Source organism: Pseudoalteromonas sp. SG44-1, from assembly GCF_014164315.1.
Lineage (GTDB): Bacteria > Pseudomonadota > Gammaproteobacteria > Enterobacterales > Alteromonadaceae > Pseudoalteromonas > Pseudoalteromonas rhizosphaerae.
In genome coordinates, this window is sequence record NZ_JACJEW010000016.1 from 67,859 (window position 1) to 92,950 (window position 25,092).

Sequence of the window (25,092 nt, forward strand, 5' to 3'; positions counted from 1 at the left end):
AAATAACTTAGCGTTAACTGGCAACTGAATCTTGATAAGCATACTCGGTCAAACCCAGTTCAGCTAAAACGCTATCTAAATGGGCTTTTGCTTCGTCAGTAGGTCCTGGGTAATCGCCTGCAATAGGCACATTGCCTAAATAGCCAATATCTTTACAACCTTGCGGTGTACAAAAGTAGGCACCAAGTACAAGGTTTTTAAAGCGTAAAAAAGCATTACCAATGCGTTGAAACTGCGCAGGGGTTTCATCATCAAAATAAGCAATATCATTTAAGATGGCTGTTTGTTGCTCTTTTTTCAATGCGACAAATGGTGCTTTATAACGCAGCACAGCCTCATCATCGATCCATGCTAAGCCGTGTAAAATAGTAACGCGGTCTTTTTGTTGACCGTTATAAGGTGAGCTTACCCACTCATCAATCACACTCGGTACATTTACCTCAGTTGCACTTGGGTTGTTACCTTCGCTAGGCACGATATAATCGGCTAACACCGCAACTAAATTTAATTGTGCTTGAGTTAATGTCAATGGCCAAGGTGATTGTGGTGGCATAACCATATTTGGATCAGTGCCATAACCTTTAGCTGTTATAGGTTGTAAATCTAAGTCAGGCCAATGTCCTTTATCACTAATTTTCTCTTCTAACGCTTTACTACATCCTGCTGAAAGTGATACGGCGGAACCTGCGGCTAATAAACCAAGCCACTTTAACGATTCACGACGTGTCATGCCGGAAATATATTTGTATGAGTCAACACGATCTTCATTATGCATGTTACAGCGCTCCTTGTTCTATTTGTTTGGCTATCCAGGTTGAATTACGCATTGCCAATGTCATGATGGTTAATGTGCAATTTTTATGTGGATTAGAGGCAAATACCCCTGCATCCATCACAAATAAGTTGTCGCAATCCCATGTTTGGCCCCATTGATTGGTCACTGAATCCTTTGCTGAGCTGCCCATGCGAGTGGTGCCTACTTCATGAATGATCTCGCCACCTTTTGAAATTGCTTTTTCAGCAGCAGGTAATTTGCCCACAGTAGCCCCTAGATTTTCAAGGATCTGTTTCGCTGTTTTTAAGCCGTGCTCAATTTGTTTTAGCTCACGATCTGACCATTTGAAATGAAATTTCGAAACCGGAATGCCCCATTTATCTTTAACATTTTCATCAATTTCCATGTAGGTATCATCGTTGGGGAGCATTTCTCCGCGCAGCGCAAAGCCAACATAAGATCCATAGGCATCACGAACTTGTTGTTTTAGCTCAATACCATAACCACGTTTATCGCCAGAGACTCCAGAGCCAGGTTGATTAAAACCGCTACTGATCTCAAAGTGATAACCACGAGGAAAATCAAGCTCACCTTTGGCATGTGCTTTGTGTCCCCACCAAGGAATAAATAAATGGTTCCCAGTGTGGCCATCTTCGTTATAACGTGGGCGACCTTTTAATGCTGGAACTTGCGCACCAAGCCAAGCACCGGTTGAATCCATTAAGTTACGACCTACTTGGCCACTTGAGTTAGCTAAACCTTTGGGATGCTTGGCGTGTTTTGAATTTAGCAAAATTCGTGCGGATTCGCAGGCACTAGCAGCAAGGATCACGATATCTGCTGTCAGTGTTTTTTCAGCTACGGTTTGCTTATCTATATAAGTTACACCCGTTACTTTACCGTCATCATTAACAGCGACTGATTTAACCATTGCATCAGTAATTATTTCTAAATTCCCAGTTGCTTTTGCCATAGGTAATAATGAGGTTGTAGTTTGAAACGCCGCACCGATTGAGCAACCATGGCCACAAGGTGTTGCATAAAAGCATGCCATACGATCATCTTTTGGCCGAGTTAATACTGCTCTGTGCATAGGCACGGCAGCGATACCCAGTTTTTTCGCACTGGCAGCAATCAGTAACTCAGGAATTCGCGGCGTTGGTGGTGGCTGTAATACCCCAGGTGCAGATGGTGGCATATCATCAAGGCCGGTATTGGTGCCGCAAATACCCACTAGTTCTTCCGTGATGTCGTACCATGGTGCGATATCATCATAAGTGAAAGGCCAATCTGCGCCGTTGCCATCTTGGCTTTTACCTTTAAAATCATGTTCACTAAAGCGTAATGAGTAACGTCCCCAGTGATTAGTTCTTCCACCTAACATGCGTGCACGCCACCAGTAAAAATCAGTGCCTTTGGCGTTAGTGTAAGGCTCATCAGGAACTTGCCAGCCACCATCGACGGTTGCATCGTAAAAGCCAAAGTTTTTGTCTTTATTTCCTGCGCCCATTAAAGGAGCTTCACTGTTACGGCGAAACATTGGGCTTTCTTTTTTTGGATCGTAATCACGCCCCGCTTCAAGTAATAATACTTTATGGCCTAGTTTAGTTAAGGTATAAGCGGCCATTGCGCCACCTGCGCCGGAGCCAACAACCAGTACTTTATGATCAAATGTAGACATGCTTATAGTTCCTTAATTTTTATATTTTTAAACCACACTTTGTCACCATGATCCTGTAAACCTATGCGACCTTCCTTTGCTGTTGCGAAGTTAGACCAAGTTGCAAATTTACTGTTTTTAACCAAGGTATTCCAAGTACTACTGCCCACAACAATACTGGCAGTGTTGACATCATTTTGCCAAACTTGTAAATGGTCATTAAGCATTCTAATACGCACCGTGTTCCACTCAGTTGCAGGTTTGTGAGCTGAAGTAGGTGGCGTAAATAAATCATAAATAGAGCCAGATAAATGAGAATCTATTTTCGTATCTGAATGACGTTCGTTATCTATAATTTGGATTTCAGGGGCGTGCGAGTAAATATATTTACCCAACTCATCGGCTAGAACAAAAATGCCACTATTGCCAACTTCACTAATTTTCCAATCTAGTTTCAAGTCAAAATTGCGATAGACTTTTTTAGTGAGTATGTCGCCGCCGCCTTTAGTGAGTAACATTGCGCCATTGTCTATGGTCCATTTTGGGCTGAGTGTCTCACTTTTGAAATTGCGCCAGTGCGACATATCTTTGCCATCGAACAGTAATTGCCAGCCAGCTGTTTGTTCTTCTTTAGAAAGTTGGTTATCGGGTGTCTTAGCAAAAGCACTGCTACTAAAAGCCAGTGCAATTGACAACACAGAGATTGATTTAAGCATATAATACCCCTTATTTTTGTGTGTTACTTGTTGCTATTAAACGTATTTTTCAACGTTTTTATTTTTTGTTATAAACAGATGAAGACCAATAAATACAATGATCAGGACAATCGGAAAAACCAGTAGATTTTGTAATACAGCTTGTCCTGCGAGCACTTCAACTTGTTCTACACTGACACTAGTTGTTTGTGCTTGTGTTCGCGCATTATCAATCCAATGGCCTATGACGGGGTTCCAGATGCTCATTGCAAACATGCCAGCTCCACCAATTAACGACATGCCAAGTGCACCTGTTTTTGGGGCATACTCAGCGACACAACCGATCATGGTTGGCCAAAAATAAGTAACGCCAACGGCAAATAGTGCTGCGGCAAGGTAGATGGTATTACCTTGCGCTTGGCTCATTAAAAATATCCCTAGTGTTGAAAAAATGGCTGAGCCCAGTAGGACACCCGATGGACTAAAGCGGTGCACAATCGGGCCCGCAAAAAACCGACCTAATGCCATCAATCCGGTGATCAAAGCTAAAATAACCATAGGCGAAGCGCCTGACGAGCCAAGGATTTGCTCAATCCATTGCTGTGTGCCAAATTCGGTGACTGCTGTCAGTGTCATGCAAATAATGAGAAACAAATACAGCGGCGAGAGTAAGTGTTTTAAGTTGCTGGTGGTTGAATTTTGCTGTGTATCAAACTGTGGAAATTTCGCTTTAAGCATCATCGCACCATAAATAATGGTGGGCACAAGGATCAGCGAAACTTGCCATTGCCAGCTGAAGCTAGCGGATGTCATTGCATTTGAAGCTAATGCACCAATTACGATCCCGCCAGGAAACCAAACATGAAAGCGGTTTAACATAGTGGTGGTGTTTTTAGGATACATTTGGGCGATCAGTGGATTACAACCGGCTTCAACCGATCCATTGGCAAAGCCAATTAAAAAGGTCGAGATCAATAATCCCCAAAAACCATCTGCAGTGATAGTTAAAATAAGTCCGCATAGGTGGCAAATAAACGCTAATGCAACCAACTTTTTAGCACCAATCGCGTTATAAATGATGCCCCCGAGCATGGTTGCAACCGGAAACCCTAAAAATGCCATGGCATTTACCCAGCCTAGTTGTGTACCAGTGAGGCCGAACTGCTCGCCTAGTTGTCCTAAAACGCCAGCCCTTATTGCGAAAGTCATTGATGTGACAATTAATGCAATGCAGCAAAGCCGAAAAATAATACCATTATTGTTGTTATTCATTGTGTGTGACCCTGTTTATTAAATACCTAATATCCGCTTATTTCGCTGATCATTTGTGTCCATTGCGCTAAAGTCATCAAATGCTTTAGCCGTAGGGCGGATCAAATGCTCTTTTATAAATTGTGCGCCTTCTTTCGCCCCATCTTCAGGATGTTTAATGCAACACTCCCACTCCAGAACTGCCCAGCCATCAAAACCATATTGCGTTAATTTGCTAAAGATACTTTTGAAATCAATTTGGCCATCACCTAAGGAGCGAAACCGACCAGGGCGGTCTTGCCAATCTTGATAGCCACCATAAATACCGCTGCGACCATTTGGATTAAACTCTGCATCTTTGACGTGAAATGCTTTAATACGATGGTGATAAATATCAATAAATTCTAAGTAATCAAGTTGTTGTAAAATAAAATGGCTGGGATCATAAAGAATATTTACCCGTGGATGATTATTTGTCGCAGCTAAAAAGCGCTCAAACGTTACGCCATCATGTAAATCTTCCCCTGGGTGAAGTTCATAGCAAACATCCACATCCATTTCATCAAAGTAGTCGAGGATTGGCAGCCAGCGTTTCGCAAGTTCTTGGAATCCTTGCTCTACCAGTCCTTTTGGACGCTGCGGCCAAGGGTAAAAAGTATGCCAAAGTAGCGCTCCTGAAAAAGTCACATGGCTTTTTAAGCCCAAATTTTTACTGGCTTTAGCAGCCATCATTAACTGATTGATGGCCCATTTAGTTCTGGCTATAGGATCACCGCGTAGTGCTTGAGGGGCAAAATTGTCAAACATGTCATCATATGCCGGATGAACGGCTACGAGCTGCCCTTGTAAATGAGTTGATAACTCTGAAATTGTAAGCCCCGCCTGCGCAGCAATACTAGTCACTTCATCGCAATAATCTTGGCTTTGGGCTGCTTTTTCTAAATCGAAAATACGAGAATTTGCAGTCGGTAGCTGAATTGCTTTGTAGCCTAAATTTGCTGCCCACTGACAAATAGTGGCAAAGCTGTTGAAAGGAGCTTCATCGCTGATGAATTGCGCTAAGAAGATCGCTGGACCTTTAATTTGTTTCATTTTTTATCCAATTTTAAATGGTTGCCACTTAGTGTCTTTGCCCGACGCTGCTACAGCATTTTCTATAAATGCCATTCCGCGAATTGCTTCTTTAATACCAGGCACGTCAAAGTCATGGTTAGATGCTGAGTATCCGGCTTTTTTTGCGTGAATTTGTTTTGCAAAATTGACATAGATATTGGCAAATGCTTCAAGGTATCCTTCTGGATGACCTGCAGGTGTTCGCAGTGAATTTTGTGCCGCAGTACTTTTTAGACCAACACCTGCACGTAATAGGGTGGTTGGCGCGTTATGACTTTTGAGCCACAAACTATTTGGTTCCATTTGTGACCACTCAAGACTTGCTTGATCGCCATAAATACGCAAATTAAGATTGTTTTCTTCTCCTAATGCAACTTGGCTGGCAAGAAGAACTCCCTTAGAGTTGTTGTTAAAGCGCAGTAAAACGGTGCCATCGTCATCGAGTGTTCTGCCTGCAACAACATGATTTAAGTCAGCGCATAGTGCGGTGATTTCTAGGCCGCTCACGTATTCAGCTAGATTTGCAGCATGCACCCCTATATCAGCTATACAACAACTAATACCGGCCTTATCAGCATCTAAACGCCATTTGGCTTGTTTGGCATTTTCATCTTCGCTGGTGGCAAGCCAACCTTGAGTGTACTCAACAATAATTTTACGAATAGCGCCCAGCTCGCCATCAGTAATACGTTGGCGTGCTTCTTTGATCATCGGATAACCAGTGTAGGTATGAGTTAATCCGTATAAACAATCACTGGCTTGCAGAGTTTTTTCTAATAACAGCGCTTGTTCTAAATTTAGGGTGGCTGGTTTATCTGATAAAACGTGAAAACCTGCTTCAATCGCACACTTTGCAATTGGGAAATGCAAATGATTTGGCGTCACTATTGCCACAAAATCAATTCGTTGATCGGCAGGTAACTTAGCTTCTTCGCTAAACATTTGTTGGTAGCTGTCATAGCAACGAGTTGGATTTATTCCTAGCATTGCAGCAGTAGCTTGGCTGCGTGTTGGATCTGAACTAAAGGAGCCTGCGACTAACTCAATTAAGCCATCTAAGCGTGCAGCAATGCGATGGATTGCACCAATAAATGCACCTTGTGCACCACCGACCATCCCCATGCGGATTTTGGCATTATTCATGAAAAAAGCTCCATGTCAGTAATCGTCTACTGAGTTTAGTTAATATCATGTTATTGATAATAGAGAATGAACAGCGTAAGGGATAATAAAAATTCGGTTGACAATGCAATAAAATCGGCGTTTTATGTATTATTATAAATTCATATTTATAGAATATATTATTATGGAAGTGCAAGGGATCATAAATAAAGCGGGTGTAAATCAACTGATCGCGGCATTTGATTTATTACCCGATATTTTGTTCTGGGTGAAGGATTCTGATAGTCGAATTCTGTACGCAAATCAACATTTTATTGAACATCAAGGGTATAAGTCATTAGAGCAAATTTTACTGAAAACTGATTTTGATTTTTCATCCAAGCACTTAGCATTTCAATACGTCAATGACGATAAACGTGTAATGAATGGCTATGTTGTTACTGATCGTTTGGAGCTAAACCAAACCTCAAATGGTGAATTGGCCTGGTTTTCAACGTCCAAAAAAGCAATTTTAGCTGACGATGGTCAAATACTGGGCACCTATGGCGTTACACGACATTTACAAAAAACATCAAAGGCTTTGTCGCATGTAAGAGCGATTGAAGGGCCAGTAAATTATATACGTGAACACTATCATCGTAATATCTGTATTGAAGAACTTGCCGAGCTTGCTCATTTATCGGTAAGTGCGTTAGAGCGGCGTTTTAAAAAACATTTAGCAAAAACACCTAATCAATTTATTAATGAAATACGTTTAGAAAACGCACGTAAGCTACTTGTTGAAACTCGTTTACCTATTTCACAAATAGCCTATCAATGCGGTTTTTCTGAGCCTAGCTATTTTAGTAAACAATTCAGACGCTTATTTGGTGAGATCCCCTCGCAAATGCGCGACCAAATTGAGCCCTAAGCCAGCCGTTTGGCTAATTGAATAGCGCCTTGCTCGGGCAGGTAATGCGCATCACATAGATAACCTTGTGCTTTGGTAGATAACCAAGGAGTAATTTTCTCGGCTGTGCCTCCCATTAATGTAATGTTGTGATAGCCGTGGCTAACTAAATGATCGATATAACGGGTAATATAGCGCGCTGCTTGCTCTAAAATAATAATGGTCCAAGGATCATCTTGCATTGCGAAAACTAAAGGCGCAAAACCGGCAAAGTAAGCGGGTTTTGCATTGAGTGCTAATTCTGTCAGCTGGTTACTTGTATCACAATTAAGCTGTGCCAATAAGGTATTTATTAATGGGCTTGAGGGGGATAAGCCATCTAAAACCTCTAATGCATAACGAAATAAAGTTAAACCAATCCAGCCTCCGCTTGCGCCATCACTTAATAATAATCCATGGCCTCCTAATTCAATAACGTTACCGTTTTTTATTGCTCCAGCACAAAAGCCAGTGCCTAAAATAATAATCGCACCACTGTTATCACCATGGGCACCTTGGCAGGCTATGTGTAAGTCAGTTGAAAAGTTAAATTGTGCAAATGGATGCTGCCACTGTGCCATCTTTTTATTTGCACCGGCAATGCCAGCGCCAGCGAGTCCTGCATAGGCATAAATTGCCCCAAGTGTTGATAGCCCTAAACCAGCCTGTTGTAATGCGTGTGTTGTTGCATCAATAATGGATTGCTGCGCCACTTCAACAGAGGTTGCAATATTTGCTGCACCGCTTACTGCCTCTGCAAGTAGGGTGCCTTGTGCGTTTTCAAGCCTGACTCGGCATTTTGTACCGCCGCCATCAATACCTAAATACAGCGGCGGTTGAAAGTGGTTAGTCATTTTTAGCCTGCTCGTTAGTTCGTTGATTTAAAATTGCGTTAATTAATAACGGATCCACCCAGCCATCCTTGTTGTGTACGCCGGAGTAGGCATGTAGTGACACTAAATTATTGTTGGCAAGTTGCCAAAGTGTACTTGCATTATCAGTGGTTACGCCACCACCAATAACAATTTCTATATGATCATTGGCGTGGCTAATGATTGTTTGTAAATGATTAAGACCTTGCATAACGCCTTTATCATCAGTCCATTTAGTGCCATTTGTGAGGATACGATCAATGCCCAGTTCAGTTAATAGGCCAATTGCCTGTTCGCTGTCTGCTATACAATCAAAAGCGCGATGAAATGTCGTTGCTAAATTATATTTATGTGCGCAGGCAATAAGCGATGTGGTAGCTGCGATATCAACGTCATTGGCGTTTAGCGCACCAAAAACAACACCGGTAGCACCTGCGTGCGCCGCGTGTGCTATTTGTGTAAGCATTAGCTTCAGTATTGTTGCATCAACAATAAATTGATTCGCAACAGGTCGTATCATGATAAGCAACTCGCCTTCTGAGGGCATTGCATGAGCTGCGATAGTCATTGCTGTTGCACTAGGAGTGAGACCTTCAAGTTGCATTGTGCTGCAAAGTTCAATTCTAGAGGCGCCAGCTGTAAATGCGGTTTTTACATTATCAGCTAACTGAATATGATCATCTGCGTTTAAACAGACTTCTAAATTTTTACGCATTGTTTCGTTCCAAAATACCAGCGATGTTGTTAACAATAAAATATTTAATAATAGTTGATACTATCAGAATAAATAAAACTCAGTTATAAATCAGTTGTTTATTTTTGTTTTTTACTTTTCATGAATATGAAAAGTGTTTTTATATGCCATTAATTTAAGTTGATGACTATAAACTAGCTCAGCACTGATTGGATCTTTTTTTAACCTTAACGCCGATTTTGTCCTAGAGGCAACCGAATTTCTATTATCACTTTCTTCGACAGAACCCTATTCTTGAAAAGCAGTTTAACAAGCTATTAACCCAGTTCTGAAATGCCTTAAGGTTTACCCACAGGGATTATCATGGGTTTTAAAGTGCTTTAACACAACTAACCACACACAATAATACTGGAGATAAACATGACCAATAATAAGAACAGTCGTGAATCGGCGGATCTTGCACGGCGGTTTAAGAAATCTGCATTGCTGCTAGCGTTGATGGCAAACTGTCATGGCGTATACGCACAAGAAGAACAAAAAGCACCAGAAAACGACCTAGAAGTAATTGAAGTTAGAGGCATTCGCGCCTCGGCAGCTGAAAACTTAGCGATTAAGCGGTTGTCTAATGCAACCGTTGACGCCATTACCGCAGAAGATATTGGTAAGTTCCCAGATAAGAATGTGGCGGACTCATTGCAACGTGTGCCTGGGGTCATTATACAACGGGATGGCGGTGAGGGCGCTTCTGTCAGTATTCGTGGTTTATCATCGGACTTAACCTTCACACAATTAAATGGCAACTTTATAGCATCGTCACCTGGGGAACCATCGCGTTCATTTTCATACGCATTATTACCTGCAACTATGATCCAACGCGTTGAAGTATATAAATCTTCAGAAGCTCGCCTTGATGAGGGCGGAATCGGCGGTACGGTCTTGTTGTATAGCCGCAAGCCTCTAGATATGGATAAAAACTCTGGGATCATTAATTTTGAAACCAGTAATTCTGATATTACCGATAAGTATGAACCTCAATTTAGCGGTATTTATTCATGGAAAAATGATGATGAAGACTTTGGGGTTTTAGTGGGTTATACAAAACAAGACCGCACTAATCGCTCACAAAGCTCGCGTATCAATATCATGAATAAAAATTATCTTTATTCTGAAATGAAAGATAATCAAATGGTTGAGGGGGGGGCACAAGGTTATGCTGCACAAAGTATGGTTCAGGAAGTCTTAAACGAAGAGCGAAATCGAACTGGGATTCAGTTTACTACTCAATGGCGACCAACTAGTAACTTAGAGCTTGGCTTTAATTATTTTAATTTTAAATTGGGCCAAGACTCAATTTTAAATCAATTAGAATACCCAGAATGGAACAATAACGATAATTTCTGGACCGATGTCCGTGTTGATGAAGAGTCTCAGTTTGTTACAGGTATAGACTACTCTGTTGGTGCATCTGGCACTCAGGCTGTTTCTCCTATTCCACGTATTAATGGTGAATATACGATTGAAGAATCCAGCTCTGATACATATGATTTTTATGCTAAATACGAAGGTGATAATTACAACGTTAAGCTAGTGCTGGGCCATACCGAAGCTGAAGGTGGCCCTTCACAAAAGTATCGTGCCGCTTATTATGCAAATGAATCCTCGCTTTACTATGGTTACGATTTTTCTGATGGGCGCATGACCACCTATATGGATCCAAGTATGATCAGTAACTTGGCTGCAGGCATTGGTGGCGAACCCGATGTAACAGCCACCGATTCTAGTTTTGTGACCGGTACTCAAAAAGAAGATTACGGACAGATTGATTTTGACTATTTTGTGGATTATGGCGTAATTGAAACGTTGCATTTTGGTGCGAAATATCGCAAAGGTAAAATTCATCGCGATACTCGCAACAGCTTTTATCTCTCCCCAGATTTTGATATAGCAAAAGGTGAAGCTGAAGGCACCATTGATTTAGATGATGATTATTCTAAAAATGGCGGCATACCGGATATTGCAGATTTAATTTATTCAGATTCATTAGGTAACTTGTCTGATGTAATTAATACGAACTTATTCCCAGCTGTAAACTGGCATAAATACCAAGATCATTTAAATGAAAACTTTGTTCATTATACGCGTATAGAACCTAACTATGTTTATAGTGTTGAAGAAGAAATTACAGCGGCTTATATGCAAGCTGATTATCGTTTTTCACAAGTACGGGGTAACTTGGGTGTACGCGTAGTGCGCACCAAAACGACCACCGGATCATCAGATAAAATCACCTACCGATTAGATTGGAAGGACGACAATGGCAATGAATTACCAATCGACCAACAACGTGTAGAAGACTTTGTTTTTATTGAAAAAGAGAGTACAGAAACAAAGGTACTGCCCAGCTTTAATATAGTCTGGGATATCGATGACAACTGGGTACTACGTGGAGCGGCATCACAAACCATGGCTCGTCCTGGTTATGATGATTTAGGCCAGTTTCAGACTTTAACGTACACGTCGAATGAATACTCAACGGATCGCTCATCGGCAGACAATTTTGATGCAATTATTGATGGCGAAGGGTGGACAGGATCCGGTGGTAATAACCAGCTAGCGCCATTTGAGTCAACCCAATTTGATATGTCTTTAGAATACTACTACGGAGCTGGCTCTGGCTTTGGTATTGCGTTATTTAAAAAAGATGTTGATAACTTTGTTGTGCCTTTAATAATTGATGTTACCCGCAGTGCACCGGACATTTCATTTAATTTACCTAACGCAGGTGATGAGCAAGTAAATGTCAGTGGCGACAATTTTGCAGTTAGGGATTTTAGCACTGTAGCTAATGGTACGAATGCTTCTTCTGAAGGGGCTGAGTTTTTTATCCAACACTTCTTTGATAATGGCTTTGGTCTTTATGCTAATTATACCCGCAATAACACTAATCAAGCCAATGTAGAGCTTGATGGCGAAAAGGTGGGAGAGTCACCTTTGATAGGTAGTTCTAAATACCAAATGAATTTATCGGTATTTTATGAAGATGACTTATTCAGTGTTCGCGCCTCATACAATAAGCGCGGTCCAACGGTTCAAGGCTACAACGCCTCATGGGAAATGAACTATTACAATGAAGCCTATGATCAGGTAGACGTCAATGCAAGTTATAACTTGACTGATGCTCTCGTGTTATCTGCTTCCGTTATTAACCTCACTCAATCAGATACTTACATGCATCTAGGTGACGATACTAAAAACCGCTTTATTCAAAATGCATACAGTGGTCGTCGTTTTTACGCAGGTGCAACTTACCGCTTTTAATAGCGCAAGGTGAGACGGAACAAATAACCAAAATCGTATAGAGGAATAAACATGAATAAGCCCAAACTTAGTAAAATATCTAGCATTATGCTGGTAGCAATGATCGGCCTATCAGGATGTGGTGGTGCTGATGATCCGGATCCGACTGATATCCCAGCAAAAATTGATATTACCTCTGCTGATATTACCGGTAGTGCAGTGAAAGGGACATTAGGTTTTGCAACGGTCACTGTAAAGCAAATGAATGGCTCAGATATTAAGGTGACGTCTAATAGTCAAACCGATGCTGCTGGTATGGTAAATCTGAGCATAGAAAGTCAACAAGGCTTTGGTATTAACGGTATGTTTAAGATGACCGTTAATACGGATGCTAACTCAACGATGATCTGTGATGCGCCCAGCTGTGCTGAACACCTAATCGGTGAACAGATCAGTGGCACTGAGATTGCTGACCTGCAGTTAGCGACTTTAACATATGTTGATGTGCCTTTCGCATCCACAAGTGATGGCGTAGCAGACGCTAATTTTCAAGTAAATGCTTTAACTACAACCGCTACTAACTTAGTTGAGCAAGGTATTGTCAATGGTTTAAATGTTGCTGTGCGTGAGTTATATGAATTAGCTTTATCGGATAACTCGCGTTTAGTACTAAAAGCACTGGGGATCGACAGTAAAGCCAATGTATTTAAAACCCAATTGATCAGTGCCGAAAGCTACGATAATTTTGTAGTAGGCCAAGATTGCGATAGTGAAGGTAATTGTATTGACCAATTGGCCGACATTAATATTATTAAACTTTCTTTAGCTAACGCAGTATTTGCAAGTATTAGTAAAGATGAAACTGTCGCGGGTGTTATTAACGAACTTATTAGCGCGATTAACTTAGCCAATGACGGGGATGTAGTCGCTTTACAGCCATTGCGTGAGCGAATGTTGAAAACCATTGCTGGTTTTCCTTACCTAGATAAATTAGCGCTATCAGCTGAGGATGTCATTGATGTTGCGCTCCCTTTTCTTGAAAGTGCCGCATCTAGTGGCCCTGTTAAAGAAATTACCAATGCTGAAAATCTTGCTACAGCAACGATCACAGCTCGTAATCGCATAAGTGACAACGAAGCTGAAAGTAAAACATTTGATGGTGACACGAACACCAAGTGGCTTGATCATAATGATTGGTCAGGTGCGCCAAGTGAGCAAGACCCATCTTGGATCCAAGTTGATTTCGCTGAAAAACATGCTGTTAATAGCGTGTTCATTACGAGTGCTAATGATGCTGAGTCTCGAGATCCTCAAAACTTTAATATTCAAGGTTCTGTCGATGGCGAAAACTGGCTAACCTTGGCTAAATTTATTGGTGAGAACTTTGATGAGCGTTTCCAACGACGTGAGTTTCGTTTTGACAATGGTTTAGAATTTTACTCATATCGTTTAAATATCACTAAAAATAGAGGTGATGATGGTTTAATGCAGTTATCAGAGATTGCTTTTGTGGGGCCTATAAATGCAAGTGTTGATCACGCAGAACCAATTGGCAGTGCTGTAATATCTGCAAGTGCAGGTGAGAGTTATGCACTGGCATTTGATAATAATGACGACACAAGTTGGGTCTCTGATGTGCCTTCAACTGAAGTACCCGTTTCGATAACAGCTACGCTCGCACAAGCCGCTGCCGTTGATAAGTTAGTACTGATCTCAGATGCTCAAAACGCAGATGGTGATCCCGCTACATTTTCACTTGCTGCAAGTAATGATGATGGGCAAACATGGGTTCATTTAGCTGATTATTCAGATGAAAAATTTGAACGTCGTGGTGAAAGGTTATCGTTTGCGACCAATAATACACTGGCATTTTCTAGCTATCGTTTAAGCATAACTAAAACCGCCGCTGGCGCTGGGGTAAAAATTGCTGAGATTGCCTTGGTAGGACCTAAAGTGGCAGATTTAAATCATGCGTTATCAGCCGATGCAATAATTACTGTTCGTAATCAGATTGGTGATGGTGAGGCGGGTGTTAAAGCGTTCGATGGTGATGTTGATAGCAAATGGTTGGACCATAATGATTGGACTGGCGCGCCAAGCGCTGAAAATCCATCTTGGGCAATGGTACAGTTCACTACTACGACAGCGGTTAATAAGCTGGCACTAACAAGTGCAAACGATGCTGACTCACGCGATCCGCAAAACTTTAACTTAGCAGCGTCAAATGATGGTGAAAATTGGATCACACTTGGTGCTTGGTTAGGTGAGAACTTTGAGCAGCGTTTTCAACGACGTGTTTTCACTTTTACTAACGATTTAGGTTTTAGTTTTTATCGCTTCAATATAACTAAAAACCGTGGCGACGATACGCTGATGCAAATAGCAGAGATCGAGCTAATAGGTCCGCAGGTTGCTTCAGTTGATCATTCTGCAACTGCCTCATCAGTCCTTGCAGGTACTGGCGAGCAAGAGGGAGTGGTAGAAAGTAATGCAACGGATGATGATAAAGCGACGGTATGGACGGCAGCCACTGAAACTATGCCTGTATGGCTTGATGTTGCATTACCTCAAGCACAGATTGTCACTAATATCGCAATCACGAATGGCAGTGATAGTAACAACAAAGATCCGAAAAACTTCACCTTACAAGGCTCAAATGATGGCGGTAAAACATGGTTAGAAATAGCGAGCTTTAAAGACGAGGAATTTGAACAATTGAATCAACGACGTCTCTTTACAATAGGGAATGGTTTTGCCTTTAGCTTATATCGCTTAAGTATTAGTGCTAACAATGGTGATGCTCAGCAAGTTCACGTTTCTGAACTTGAACTAATAGGCCCACAGCAACCATTTTAGTTTTGATTGTTTGGTAGCTTGTAGGTGCTAAATAGCGCTTCAAGCTGCCTGTTTTTAGGTGAAAAGGTAAATAATATGTTGTTTAAGAATAAACTTTCACGATTAATAAGGTGCCCGGCCATCTTAATAAGCTTTTTATTATGCAGTTTTTATGTGACTGCTGGATCTGCAGCCGGATCACAACAGCGTGGTCTGCATATATTTTATTACAGTTGGTATGGCAACTTAAAAGTTGATGGTCAATGGGCGCACTGGAATCATCAGGTATTACCTTACGGTGATCAACCTATTGTTGGACGTAAAGGCTACCCTGGCGGCGATGACATTGGTGCTAATTTTTATCCTGAATTAGGTACTTACAGTGCAAACGACGAAGCACTTATGGATACCCATTTAGCGATGATGAAACAAGCAGGAGTTAGCGTAATTATATTAAGCTGGTGGGGCGATAGCGATTTTGGTACCAGTTCAGTGCCAGTTTTTATGGATAAAGCCGCTAAAATCGGCCTTAAAGTTAACTTCCATATTGAACCTATCTATCACAGTGCGGCTGAATTTTTACAGGTAGTAAAACAGCTAGACCAGCGCTTTGGGCAACATCCCGCTTTATATCATTACCAAGGCAAGCCATTATATTATGTTTATGACTCATACAAAATGCCAATCAGTGAATGGCAGAAGGTGTTGCTACCAAAAGGCGAATTAACAGTCAGAGGTAAAACGTATGATGCTAACTTTATAGGGCTGTGGGTTGATGAAGGTGAGGAGTCATTCTTTTTAAACAGTGGTATGGATGGCTTTTATACCTACTTTGCTGTTGATGGGTTTGTTTATGGCAGTACCACTAAAAACTGGCCATACCTAGCTAAGTGGGCAAAGCAACATAATAAACTATTTATTCCAAGTGTCGGTCCTGGGTATGCAGACGATAGAATTCGTCCGTGGAACAAAAAAAACTTCAGAGCACGCGAAGCTGGAAAGTACTACGACACGATGTTTAAAAAAGCAATTGCAGTGGCTCCAACCTTTATCGGAGTGACCTCATTTAATGAATGGCACGAAGGGACTCAGATCGAGCCTGCGATTGAGAAGCAAGTGGGTGACTATAAGTATCTTGATTACGGCCCTTTAGCTGCTGATTACTATTTAAAACGAACTCATTATTGGAGTGAACGTTTTCAACAGTCTTTAAATATACGCTCAGTTAAAGATTAAACAGATATACCAACCCTATATGCAAGTCGTGGTTAAATTAAATCGCTTGCTTTTGATTTACAGCCGATGCTCGCAAATTTAATGAGGAACAATAATGATCACTAACAGACGTGACTTTTTAAAGTTATCAGCTATTTCAAGTGCTGTTGCATTAATACCGTTTAAGACAGTAGCTAAAAGTAAAGTTAATAAGCCTATCGTCGTCTCAACGTGGCAACATGGTATAGCGGCTAATAAAGCCGCGTGGCAGGTACTTGCTGAGCATGGTAAAGCCATTGATGCTGTGGAAGCCGGTGTGCGAATTCCTGAAGCAGACCCGAATGTGATGACAGTAGGATATGGTGGTTATCCAGACAGAGAAGGGAACGTTACCCTCGATGCCTGCATTATGGATGAAAATCAAAACTGCGGCTCTGTTGCATGTTTACAACATATTAAGCATCCCATCTCGGTTGCCCGGTTAGTGATGGATAACACCCCGCATGTGATGTTAGTAGGTGAAGGGGCGCTGCAATTTGCTAAATCACAAGGGTTTATAGAAGAAAACTTATTAACCCCGCAAGCTAAAAAGGCCTGGCAAGATTGGCTGGTGGAATCAAAATATGCGCCCGTGATCAATATTGAAAACCACGACACAATCGGCATGTTAGCGCTTGATAGTAGTGGCGATTTATCTGGGGCGTGTACCACTAGTGGCGCGGCCTTTAAAATGTCAGGCAGAGTAGGTGATTCGCCCATTATAGGTGCAGGTTTGTACGTTGATAATGAAGTCGGTGCTGCAACGGCAACGGGCATGGGCGAGTTGATGATAAAAACGGTAGGCTGCCATTTAGTAGTTGAAATGATGCGCCAAGGTATGACACCTACTCAAGCGTGTAAGGCCGCAGTTGAGCGAATTGCTCATAAGCTGGGTGATTATAAACAGTTTCAAGTCGGTTTTTTAGCCTTGAGTAAATCTGGTGAATATGGCTCTTATTGTATTCAACCTGGTTTTAATTATGCAGTAACCTCTAAGACAGGAAGTAAATTACTAGATGCGGCGAGTATTTTGTGAATTATTAAGGAACTAACGGAATTTTTAATTATGATTTTATTGAATAATTTTATATAAATTAAAGAGTGAATATTTACCGTTTAAATTGTTTTTTATTGTGGTTTACGCCGATTTTATACTGATTCACACCGAAAATATATTATCACTTTATATACAGTAACCTTATCCTAACTGTGACCTTTACAATTTATTAACCGCATGAGTTAGTGGCTGTAAAGATATAATAAATCACTCGACGTAACTAGAAATTTGCTGAGTGAAATATAACACACACAATGATGGAGATTGGTATGGCTGATTATAGTAACATTAATAAATCAACTGAACTTTCACGAAAATTTAATAGATCAGTATTATTTTTAGCATTAATGGCTGCTTGCAATGTCGCGTATGCAGATCAAAAAGATAATCAAAATAACGATGACTTTGAAGTGATTGAAGTTCGTGGAATACGCTCATCAGCAGCACAAAACCTTGCGATTAAAAGGCTATCTACAGCAAATGTCGATGCAATTACAGCTGAAGATATTGGTAAATTTCCAGATAAGAACGTCGCAGATTCGTTACAGCGAGTTCCTGGTGTACTTATTGATCGCGACGGTGGTGAAGGCAGTCGAGTCAGTATTCGTGGCACATCTCCAGATTGGACACTAACCCAACTCAATGGTAATTACCTTGCTTCATCAGATACAGGCGTACCGAGTAGAAGCTTCAATTATGCGCTATTACCAGCCAGTATGATTAGTAGCGTGGAAGTTTATAAAAGTGCAGAAGCGCGTATAGATGAAGGGGGGATTGGTGGGACTGTTATTTTAAATACTCGCAAGCCTCTTGAGATGGATCAAAATTCAGGCGCTTTAAGTGTTGAAGCAACTTACGATGATGTTTCTGAGGACTTACAACCTCAACTTAATATACTTTATTCATGGAAGAATGATGATGAAAGTTTCGGTATTTTAGCCGGCTATACACGACAAGATAGAACTGTTACAACAGTCTCTAATGTAGCGTCGGGTTGGCGTTTTTACTCAGATACAGTTGAAGGTGCAGATCAGTCAGCAATTGTCGATCAAGCAACAGGTGAGGTTTATAACAATGTGTGGGCACCATCGGGTATGCATGTAAAAAATGCTAACCAAGATCGAACACGTGATGGTTATCAGCTTGCTATCCAATGGATGCCAACAGATAGGTTAGACCTAAATTTTAACTATTTTGGCGCTAAGCTTGGTTATGATCAAACTGGACAAGAAGTGTTTTTCGCTGAATGGAATGATAATCACAATCCATATTTCGGGGTTAAGCTAGATGGAGACACTGTTGTTGCTTATGGAAATGCAGATAATGGTCTATTAAATGATAATAATTTTGGGGATGCTGATGTTAACGATGGTGTTCCAGTAAGGCGTGGGCTTTTATCACCTCAATTGACTGCAAGAGAACGTTTTGGTGAATCAAAATCAAACTCTTTTGATTTTGATGCGACTTATTATGGAAATGGTTATTCACTTTCAGTCCAAGTTGGTCATACCGAAGCTAAAGGTGGTACATCAAAAGAAACTTACGCAAACATAGATGCTCGCCAAGGTTCAGTTAACAGTTGGTTTTTTAATATAGAAAATGGTAAGCCTAGCTACGAAGTTTCCACAGATTTATCAAAAGATAAACAAGCATACCAATACTATGATTGGTTTGATTCTTATTCATCAGAAAATAAAGACTCTGAAGATTACATTCAATCGGATCTTAAAATAGATTTTGATGGTGATTTTTTTACCAGTTTTTTTGTCGGAGCAAAGTATCGACAACATGAAATTAAAGGTATAAGAAATGATTTTCGTTGGGATGATGGCATCGCTGATAACGGTGGTTACCGAGGTTATTTATCTGGTAATGAATGGTTTCACAATCCTGACTTTCATCCAGACGCAGAAAGTTTAGTAAGTGATACCATTATTGATAACAGTGCCGGAAACACTGGTGCTTTTGATTTCCTTGCCTTTGATTTCGCTGCTTTAGAACAGTATCTTTTAAATAACTTTAGCCCAACTGTAGTTCCAACATTATCTGGAACGTATACCTTAGAGGAAAATATTTGGTCGGTCTATGCACAAAGTAATTTTCAATGGCGTGATTTGAGGGGGAACTTTGGCGTTCGTTACGTTAATACTGAACTAAGTACATTAACTTATGATGATGTAATAGGCCAAGATAGTAATGATACGGCCCCTAATGAGCGCTCAAGTGACGATGGGGAATGGCTCCCTAGCTTGAATTTAGCATGGGATGTGAACGATGATATTGTTGTGCGTTTTGCTGCAGCACGCGCTATGTCACGTGTCAGTTATTCAGATTTGAGCCAAGCTGAGTCGTATGGGCCACCGGTTAATATAAACTCACCCGATTCTTGGACTGGGCGTGGTAGAGGCACTTCGGTTAATACAGGTTTAGATCCTATGCTGTCAGATCAGCTCGATTTAGGCGTTGAATGGTATTATGGTGACGGCTCTGCTTTGGGTGCTACATTATTCAATAAGGATATTTCTAACTTGCCTATTTCTTCTCTCGAAATTGTACAACGTGAGCACGATTGCTGTAATGGGCCGATTGAAGTGGAAATGAATACTAAAGTGGGGGGAGGTGAAGCTCAGTCAACAGGTATAGAACTTTTTTTCCAACATTCATTTGAAAGTGGATTTGGTGTTTTAGCTAACTACACATTTACGGACACTAGCACCAGCGAAGTTACCAATGAGGGTGAAAAAACAGATGCTGAAATCCCAGGAACAGCCAAACACCAATATAATCTTTCAGTGTATTTTGAAAATGATGACTTTAGTGTAAGGGCATCTTATAACTGGAAAGATGATCGTGCAAATGGCATCCATAAAGGTTACAACATGTATACGAAAGATTATGGTCAGTTAGATGTTAATGCGGCTTATAGTTTGACTGAGCAGTTGTCATTAACAGCCTCTGTGGTTAACTTAACTGAGGAAGTTGAAGAAGGTTATTGGAAACAAAGTAATCGCTTTACTTATAACCAGTATTCAGGACGACGCTTTTATTTAGGTGCTAATTATAGTTTCTAAAAATTATAATTTATAATATAAATTTAAAGGGTATTCTTTAGTTGGTATGCCTATTTTATTTAAATTTTAAGGTTTATTAATCAGACTTTAATTAAATAATAAAGCTAAGTAGTAAAAATAAGCATTAGATTTTTTATGCTATTAAAATGTGAAAAGGGCGCTGTAATAGCGCCCTTTTAGTTATTTCTTTTCTTTCTCTTCGTCAGGTAAAGTGACGTTGAGTTCTAATACCGCTAAGTCATCTTCGTTTTGATCGAATTGGACTTGAACCGCGTCATTACTGATGTTGACGTATTTACGGATAACATCAAGAATATCCTGTTTCAATTGTGGCAAGTAATCAGGTGTACCACGCTGTGAGCGCTCATGCGCAACAATGATCTGCAATCGCTCTTTTGCTAGTGACGCTGTATTTTTCTTTTCTGAGCGGAAGTAGTCAAGTAGTGACACGTTAACCTCCAAATATCCGTTTGAACAAACCTTTCTTTTCTACATCTAAGAAGCGAAATTCGACTGTTTCACCTAATAAGCGATTAATTGCATCGGCATAAGCTTGCCCAGCATCAGACTCTGTATCTAATATAACTGGCTGGCCTGAGTTTGATGCACTTAATACCGCTTGTGATTCAGGTATTACACCTAACAATTCGATAGAAAGAATATCTTGCACATCTTCAACTGACAGCATTTCACCTTTAGCTACTCGCTCTGGGTTATAGCGAGTCAGTAATAAATGTTCTTTTATGTTTTCAAGTCCTTCTTCAGCACGTTTAGATTTGCTATGCAAAATACCTAAAATACGGTCTGAATCGCGAACTGATGAAACTTCAGGGTTCGTTGTTACAATTGCTTCATCAGCAAAGTACATTGCCATCATAGCGCCGGCTTCAATTCCTGCTGGCGAATCACAGACGATATAATCAAAGTCTTTTTTCAGCTCGTTTAATACGCGTTCAACACCTTCGCGAGTTAAAGCATCTTTATCGCGAGTTTGTGAAGCAGGTAATAAAAATAATTTATCTACCCGTTTATCTTTGATAAGTGCTTGATTTAAATTTGCTTCACCGTTTATAACGTTAACAAAATCATAGACAACGCGACGTTCACAGCCCATGATCAAATCAAGGTTACGTAAACCGATATCAAAATCTATAATGACTGTTTTATAGCCCTTAAGTGCTAAACCTGTGCCAATTGCAGCACTTGATGTAGTTTTACCTACACCACCTTTACCTGACGTAACGACAATGACTTTTGCCATAAGATTTATCCTTTAACCAAAGCTGAAATTTCTAATGATTCATTTTTTTGTTGGATTTGTGCAGCGTTGCCCCAGAACTCACCTTGCAGAGAATCGCTGATCCAGTAGTTGCCATTGATAGAAACAAGTTCTGCTTCTAATTTTTGGCAAAAAATACGTGCTTCGTTGTAACCTTGTGCGCCTGCTATTGCACGACCACGTAATGTGCCATAAATATGTACATTGCCATCAGCAATCACTTCTGCACCATGGCTTACCGCACCAATGACGATTAAGTCACGGTCTTTAGCATACACTTGTTGACCAGAGCGCACTGTGCCATTGATGACTTGGGCAGGTAAGTAAACTGTTTTCTCAACAATTGAAGTATTACTCTGCTTTGTAACAGGTTCACTCTTAACGTCTTGTGAATAATTTAAAACTGAGAGCCCAGCGGCTTTGGCTTGCGTATGTTGCTCATCAGAGCCATTACAGACTCCAACAGCATTAAAGTTCATTCGTTCTAATAAAGACTTTAGATGAACAAAATCAACAAGATTATTTTTTATCTCAATTAAATTAACAACAATAGGAGCACCCTCAAAAAAACGAGGGGCTTGGGCAATTTTTATATACAGTTGCTCAGCTAACAGGTTTATATCAGTACTATAAAGATGTAAAACTGATAACGTAAAAAGATTCCCTTTTAGCTCAAAAGTTTGGTCCGACATACACGCTCAATTGAATAGTGTGATCAGAAATCAATTTTAGATAAACGCAGGCTGAATAAGGCCTGTGTTTATATGGATAAGGTGAAATTTCTAATCTAATTTTTCTAACTTATTATGACTCTCATGTTATAGTGTGCAGCACTGTTAAGCAAGATTTTATAGGGTCATAATGCTGACTGCGGTATATAAAAGTAAGAAAAAAGCGGATACCTTCCTTTTTGTAGAAAAAAGAGATGATTTTAGCAAGGTACCGGAACCTTTGATGGCTATGTTCGGTCAACCTCATTACGTAATGTTAATTAATTTAGCAAAACGAACGCATTTAGGCGGGGCTGATTTAAGTTTGGTTGAGAAATCATTAACTGATGTCGGGTTTTATCTCCAGTTACCGCCACCTGAAGCTAACTTACTAGCTGAGCATAGAAAACAAAATGGAGTTGATAGTGACTAAACATATAATAACTAAATTGGCTGCAATTTTATGTAGTGCTTGTATCAGTACATCGGCACTGGCCAAGACCCAAGCACAATTTGATGAATATGTTGCAGGTTTAAAACAAGAAGCAGCACAAAAAGGCTACGATAGTCAATTAATTGAAGATGCTTTCGCTACAGCACACTTTAAAGAAAAGGTAATTTCTGCTGATAAAAATCAGCCTGAAGTTAAAGAAACCTTAGAGACTTACTTACCAAAGCGTGTGCCACAATGGAAAATTGACCGCGCACGTAAACTATACGCTGAAAATAAAGATATTTTAGAACAAATTGCAGCCGAGTACGGCGTGCAAGCACGCTTTATTGTTGCGTTATGGGGCCTTGAAAGTAATTTTGGTAAAATCCAAGGCGGTCACAACGTTATTTCATCGGTAGTCACGCTGGCTTTTGATGGCCGTCGCGAAACTATGTATAAAAACCAATTATGGGCCGCGCTTGACATTCTAAAGGAAGGGCACATTACTTTAGATAAATTCAAAGGTTCATGGGCAGGTGCAATGGGGCAAACGCAGTTTATGCCTACCTCATTTAATGCCTACGCGGTAGATTATGATAAAGATGGTCGAAAAGATATTTGGACCACCCAAGTTGATGCCTTTGCATCAATAGCTAACTATTTAAAGCAAGCTGGCTGGAATAGTGATCTTACTTGGGGTCGTCAAATTAAGTTACCACAAAGCTTCGAACCTAGCTATGTATTGCAACGTGGCACTAAAACACGTACTCAATGGTTAGAGTTTTGGGCTGATTCAGAGCGTTCGTTAGCTGATTGGCAAGCTTTAGGTGTACGTAAAATGGATGGTACTGATTTACCAGCCGTAGATGTAACGGCGGCATTGGTTATGCCTGATGATATGAATGGCCGTATGTATTTAGCTTATGATAATTACAAAGCGTTAATGCATTGGAATCGCTCATATTACTTTGCCACCAGTGTTGGTTACTTGTCTGATCGCATTGGTTACCCAGCGATTTAATAAGTAATTAGGTGCTAGGCTCTAGGTAATTAGGTACTAGGGCGTTTACAGAAAGCGCGAGTTTATCTCGCGCTTGCGTTTGTAAAAAATGTATAAACTTGCAAGGGTCGGTAGGCTTTAAGTTGTATGTCCGGAGTTAAACTTGACTGCGTAGGTTGGGTAGAGTGCAGCGAAACCCAACGAAAAATCCTCTGTAAACCTGAACTAATAAACTGCATTAATTAATAAGCGTTATATTTATTCTGTGTTGTGTTTAAAAGCTTGTTATAACTACTTTTTCACCAGCTTCAAATTATAAAAATTATCTCTTATAAACTTATAAAGCCTTAAATCAGGCCCATGTTCTATTAAATCTTTAATAGGCAAAGTCCACTCATCAAAACCTTTCATTTTAATAACCAATATGTGCATCTCAGCTTCATCTGCATTACTACCTGTGACAGCACGCTTATGGCCAATTTCATAACGCATGGATTCTAGTAAGTCTTTATGGATAACATCAGTACCGAATACGCCATCTCTAATATGTAGTCTACCTTTGCTAATCCATGCTGCTGGTTTAGTTCCATTTTTAAACCAAAATATGAATGAAGCTAAGTAGCAGAGAATAATAATTGATAATGAATAAACCCATTCAAACTCAAGTTCTGCAAGTAAAAGTACCACGAAAATCATTGGTGATAGAGAGGCTAAAAATATCTGAAAATAATCTCGATTTCGAGGTAATATCATAATTAAATTTAACACCATTCCTTAGATAGTCTAGCGGCTCAACCTTCCTATTCGGGTAATTGGCAACACACTAATTATTTTAAATCGTGATAATTCCAGCAATAACTACTTTTGTAAACAGTTAATTAAACTAACGGGCATTATGGCTCGTAAGTTCCGTAAAACGACGCAGGGCAAGATCACGAACTTTACCTTGACTTAAAAGTATGATCTTATACTCCTTTTTAAGGAGCCCCCATGCCTGATATTCAACTATTTAAATATTTCGAATCAATTGACGACCCTCGCCAGCA

The 25,092-nt window shown here is 40.4% G+C and carries 20 protein-coding genes; 8 read left to right on the forward strand and 12 right to left on the reverse strand.

Features of this window, described 5'->3' with window-relative positions:
* Window positions 1-13 precede the first annotated feature (13 nt).
* Genes H5187_RS09755 through H5187_RS09780 form a run of 6 tightly spaced genes read right to left on the reverse strand, consistent with a single transcriptional unit; the run spans window position 14 to window position 6,637 of the window.
* Window positions 14-775, reverse strand: a complete 762-nt coding sequence (locus H5187_RS09755) for a gluconate 2-dehydrogenase subunit 3 family protein (protein WP_145235681.1) — start codon at window positions 773-775, stop codon at window positions 14-16.
* Between the two features lies 1 nt (window position 776).
* Window positions 777-2,456, reverse strand: coding sequence for a GMC family oxidoreductase (locus H5187_RS09760; RefSeq protein WP_182718783.1), 1,680 nt, complete (start codon window positions 2,454-2,456; stop codon window positions 777-779).
* A gap of 2 nt (window positions 2,457-2,458) precedes the next feature.
* Window positions 2,459-3,151 (reverse strand): DUF1080 domain-containing protein, encoded by a 693-nt coding sequence (locus H5187_RS09765; protein WP_182718784.1) that lies wholly within the window; start codon window positions 3,149-3,151, stop codon window positions 2,459-2,461.
* A 36-nt stretch (window positions 3,152-3,187) separates the two neighbouring features.
* Complete coding sequence (locus H5187_RS09770; RefSeq protein ID WP_182740268.1) at window positions 3,188-4,402, reverse strand: sugar MFS transporter; 1,215 nt, start codon at window positions 4,400-4,402, stop codon at window positions 3,188-3,190.
* A gap of 18 nt (window positions 4,403-4,420) precedes the next feature.
* Window positions 4,421-5,473, reverse strand: coding sequence for a sugar phosphate isomerase/epimerase (locus tag H5187_RS09775; RefSeq protein ID WP_182740269.1), 1,053 nt, complete (start codon window positions 5,471-5,473; stop codon window positions 4,421-4,423).
* 3 nt (window positions 5,474-5,476) lie between these two features.
* Window positions 5,477-6,637, reverse strand: a complete 1,161-nt coding sequence (locus tag H5187_RS09780) for a Gfo/Idh/MocA family protein (protein WP_182740270.1) — start codon at window positions 6,635-6,637, stop codon at window positions 5,477-5,479.
* Window positions 6,638-6,800: 163 nt separating this feature from the next.
* Here H5187_RS09780 and H5187_RS09785 point away from each other — a divergent pair, with 163 nt between their 5' ends.
* Complete coding sequence (locus tag H5187_RS09785; RefSeq protein WP_182718797.1) at window positions 6,801-7,526, forward strand: AraC family transcriptional regulator; 726 nt, start codon at window positions 6,801-6,803, stop codon at window positions 7,524-7,526.
* On the opposite strand, the gene H5187_RS09790 is transcribed toward H5187_RS09785, so the two are convergent.
* Together H5187_RS09790 and H5187_RS09795 are read right to left on the reverse strand one after the other, a co-directional pair.
* Complete coding sequence (locus H5187_RS09790; RefSeq protein WP_182718788.1) at window positions 7,523-8,398, reverse strand: BadF/BadG/BcrA/BcrD ATPase family protein; 876 nt, start codon at window positions 8,396-8,398, stop codon at window positions 7,523-7,525. The two genes, H5187_RS09785 and H5187_RS09790, sit on opposite strands and share 4 nt — an antisense overlap.
* Window positions 8,391-9,131, reverse strand: a complete 741-nt coding sequence (locus tag H5187_RS09795; RefSeq protein WP_182718789.1) for a copper homeostasis protein CutC — start codon at window positions 9,129-9,131, stop codon at window positions 8,391-8,393. The genes H5187_RS09790 and H5187_RS09795 overlap by 8 nt, the downstream gene beginning before the upstream one ends.
* A gap of 399 nt (window positions 9,132-9,530) precedes the next feature.
* On the opposite strand from H5187_RS09795, the gene H5187_RS09800 reads away from it, so the two are divergent.
* The 5 genes from H5187_RS09800 to H5187_RS09820 all read left to right on the forward strand — a co-directional run bounded on the left by H5187_RS09800 (window position 9,531) and on the right by H5187_RS09820 (window position 20,624).
* Window positions 9,531-12,428: a TonB-dependent receptor gene (locus H5187_RS09800; protein WP_182797809.1), complete on the forward strand. Its 2,898-nt coding sequence runs from the start codon at window positions 9,531-9,533 to the stop codon at window positions 12,426-12,428.
* Between the two features lie 51 nt (window positions 12,429-12,479).
* Window positions 12,480-15,263 (forward strand): discoidin domain-containing protein, encoded by a 2,784-nt coding sequence (locus H5187_RS09805; protein WP_182797810.1) that lies wholly within the window; start codon window positions 12,480-12,482, stop codon window positions 15,261-15,263.
* Between the two features lie 153 nt (window positions 15,264-15,416).
* Window positions 15,417-16,478 carry an alpha-mannosidase gene (locus H5187_RS09810; protein WP_310736618.1) on the forward strand — a complete coding sequence of 354 codons (1,062 nt, stop codon included), beginning with the start codon at window positions 15,417-15,419 and terminating at the stop codon, window positions 16,476-16,478.
* A gap of 94 nt (window positions 16,479-16,572) precedes the next feature.
* On the forward strand, window positions 16,573-17,532 hold the full coding sequence (locus H5187_RS09815) for an isoaspartyl peptidase/L-asparaginase family protein (RefSeq protein ID WP_149980228.1): 960 nt from the start codon (window positions 16,573-16,575) through the stop codon (window positions 17,530-17,532).
* A gap of 290 nt (window positions 17,533-17,822) precedes the next feature.
* Window positions 17,823-20,624 (forward strand): TonB-dependent receptor, encoded by a 2,802-nt coding sequence (locus tag H5187_RS09820; protein ID WP_182767953.1) that lies wholly within the window; start codon window positions 17,823-17,825, stop codon window positions 20,622-20,624.
* 180 nt (window positions 20,625-20,804) lie between these two features.
* On the opposite strand, the gene minE is transcribed toward H5187_RS09820, so the two are convergent.
* Genes minE through minC form a run of 3 tightly spaced genes read right to left on the reverse strand, consistent with a single transcriptional unit; the run spans window position 20,805 to window position 22,595 of the window.
* On the reverse strand, window positions 20,805-21,074 hold the full coding sequence (gene minE / locus H5187_RS09825) for a cell division topological specificity factor MinE (protein WP_145235646.1): 270 nt from the start codon (window positions 21,072-21,074) through the stop codon (window positions 20,805-20,807).
* 1 nt (window position 21,075) lies between these two features.
* Window positions 21,076-21,885, reverse strand: a complete 810-nt coding sequence (minD, locus tag H5187_RS09830; protein WP_145235643.1) for a septum site-determining protein MinD — start codon at window positions 21,883-21,885, stop codon at window positions 21,076-21,078.
* 5 nt (window positions 21,886-21,890) lie between these two features.
* Entirely contained in the window at window positions 21,891-22,595 is a 705-nt protein-coding gene (gene minC, locus H5187_RS09835; RefSeq protein WP_145235640.1) for a septum site-determining protein MinC, read from the reverse strand.
* A 169-nt stretch (window positions 22,596-22,764) separates the two neighbouring features.
* On the opposite strand from minC, the gene H5187_RS09840 reads away from it, so the two are divergent.
* Window positions 22,765-23,046, forward strand: coding sequence for a YcgL domain-containing protein (locus tag H5187_RS09840; RefSeq protein ID WP_145235637.1), 282 nt, complete (start codon window positions 22,765-22,767; stop codon window positions 23,044-23,046).
* A 4-nt stretch (window positions 23,047-23,050) separates the two neighbouring features.
* Complete coding sequence (locus tag H5187_RS09845; RefSeq protein ID WP_182797812.1) at window positions 23,051-24,067, forward strand: lytic transglycosylase domain-containing protein; 1,017 nt, start codon at window positions 23,051-23,053, stop codon at window positions 24,065-24,067.
* A 270-nt stretch (window positions 24,068-24,337) separates the two neighbouring features.
* Here the strand turns inward: H5187_RS09845 and H5187_RS09850 are convergent, their stop codons facing one another.
* Window positions 24,338-24,799: a hypothetical protein gene (locus H5187_RS09850; RefSeq protein WP_220493090.1), complete on the reverse strand. Its 462-nt coding sequence runs from the start codon at window positions 24,797-24,799 to the stop codon at window positions 24,338-24,340.
* Window positions 24,800-25,092: the final 293 nt, after the last annotated feature.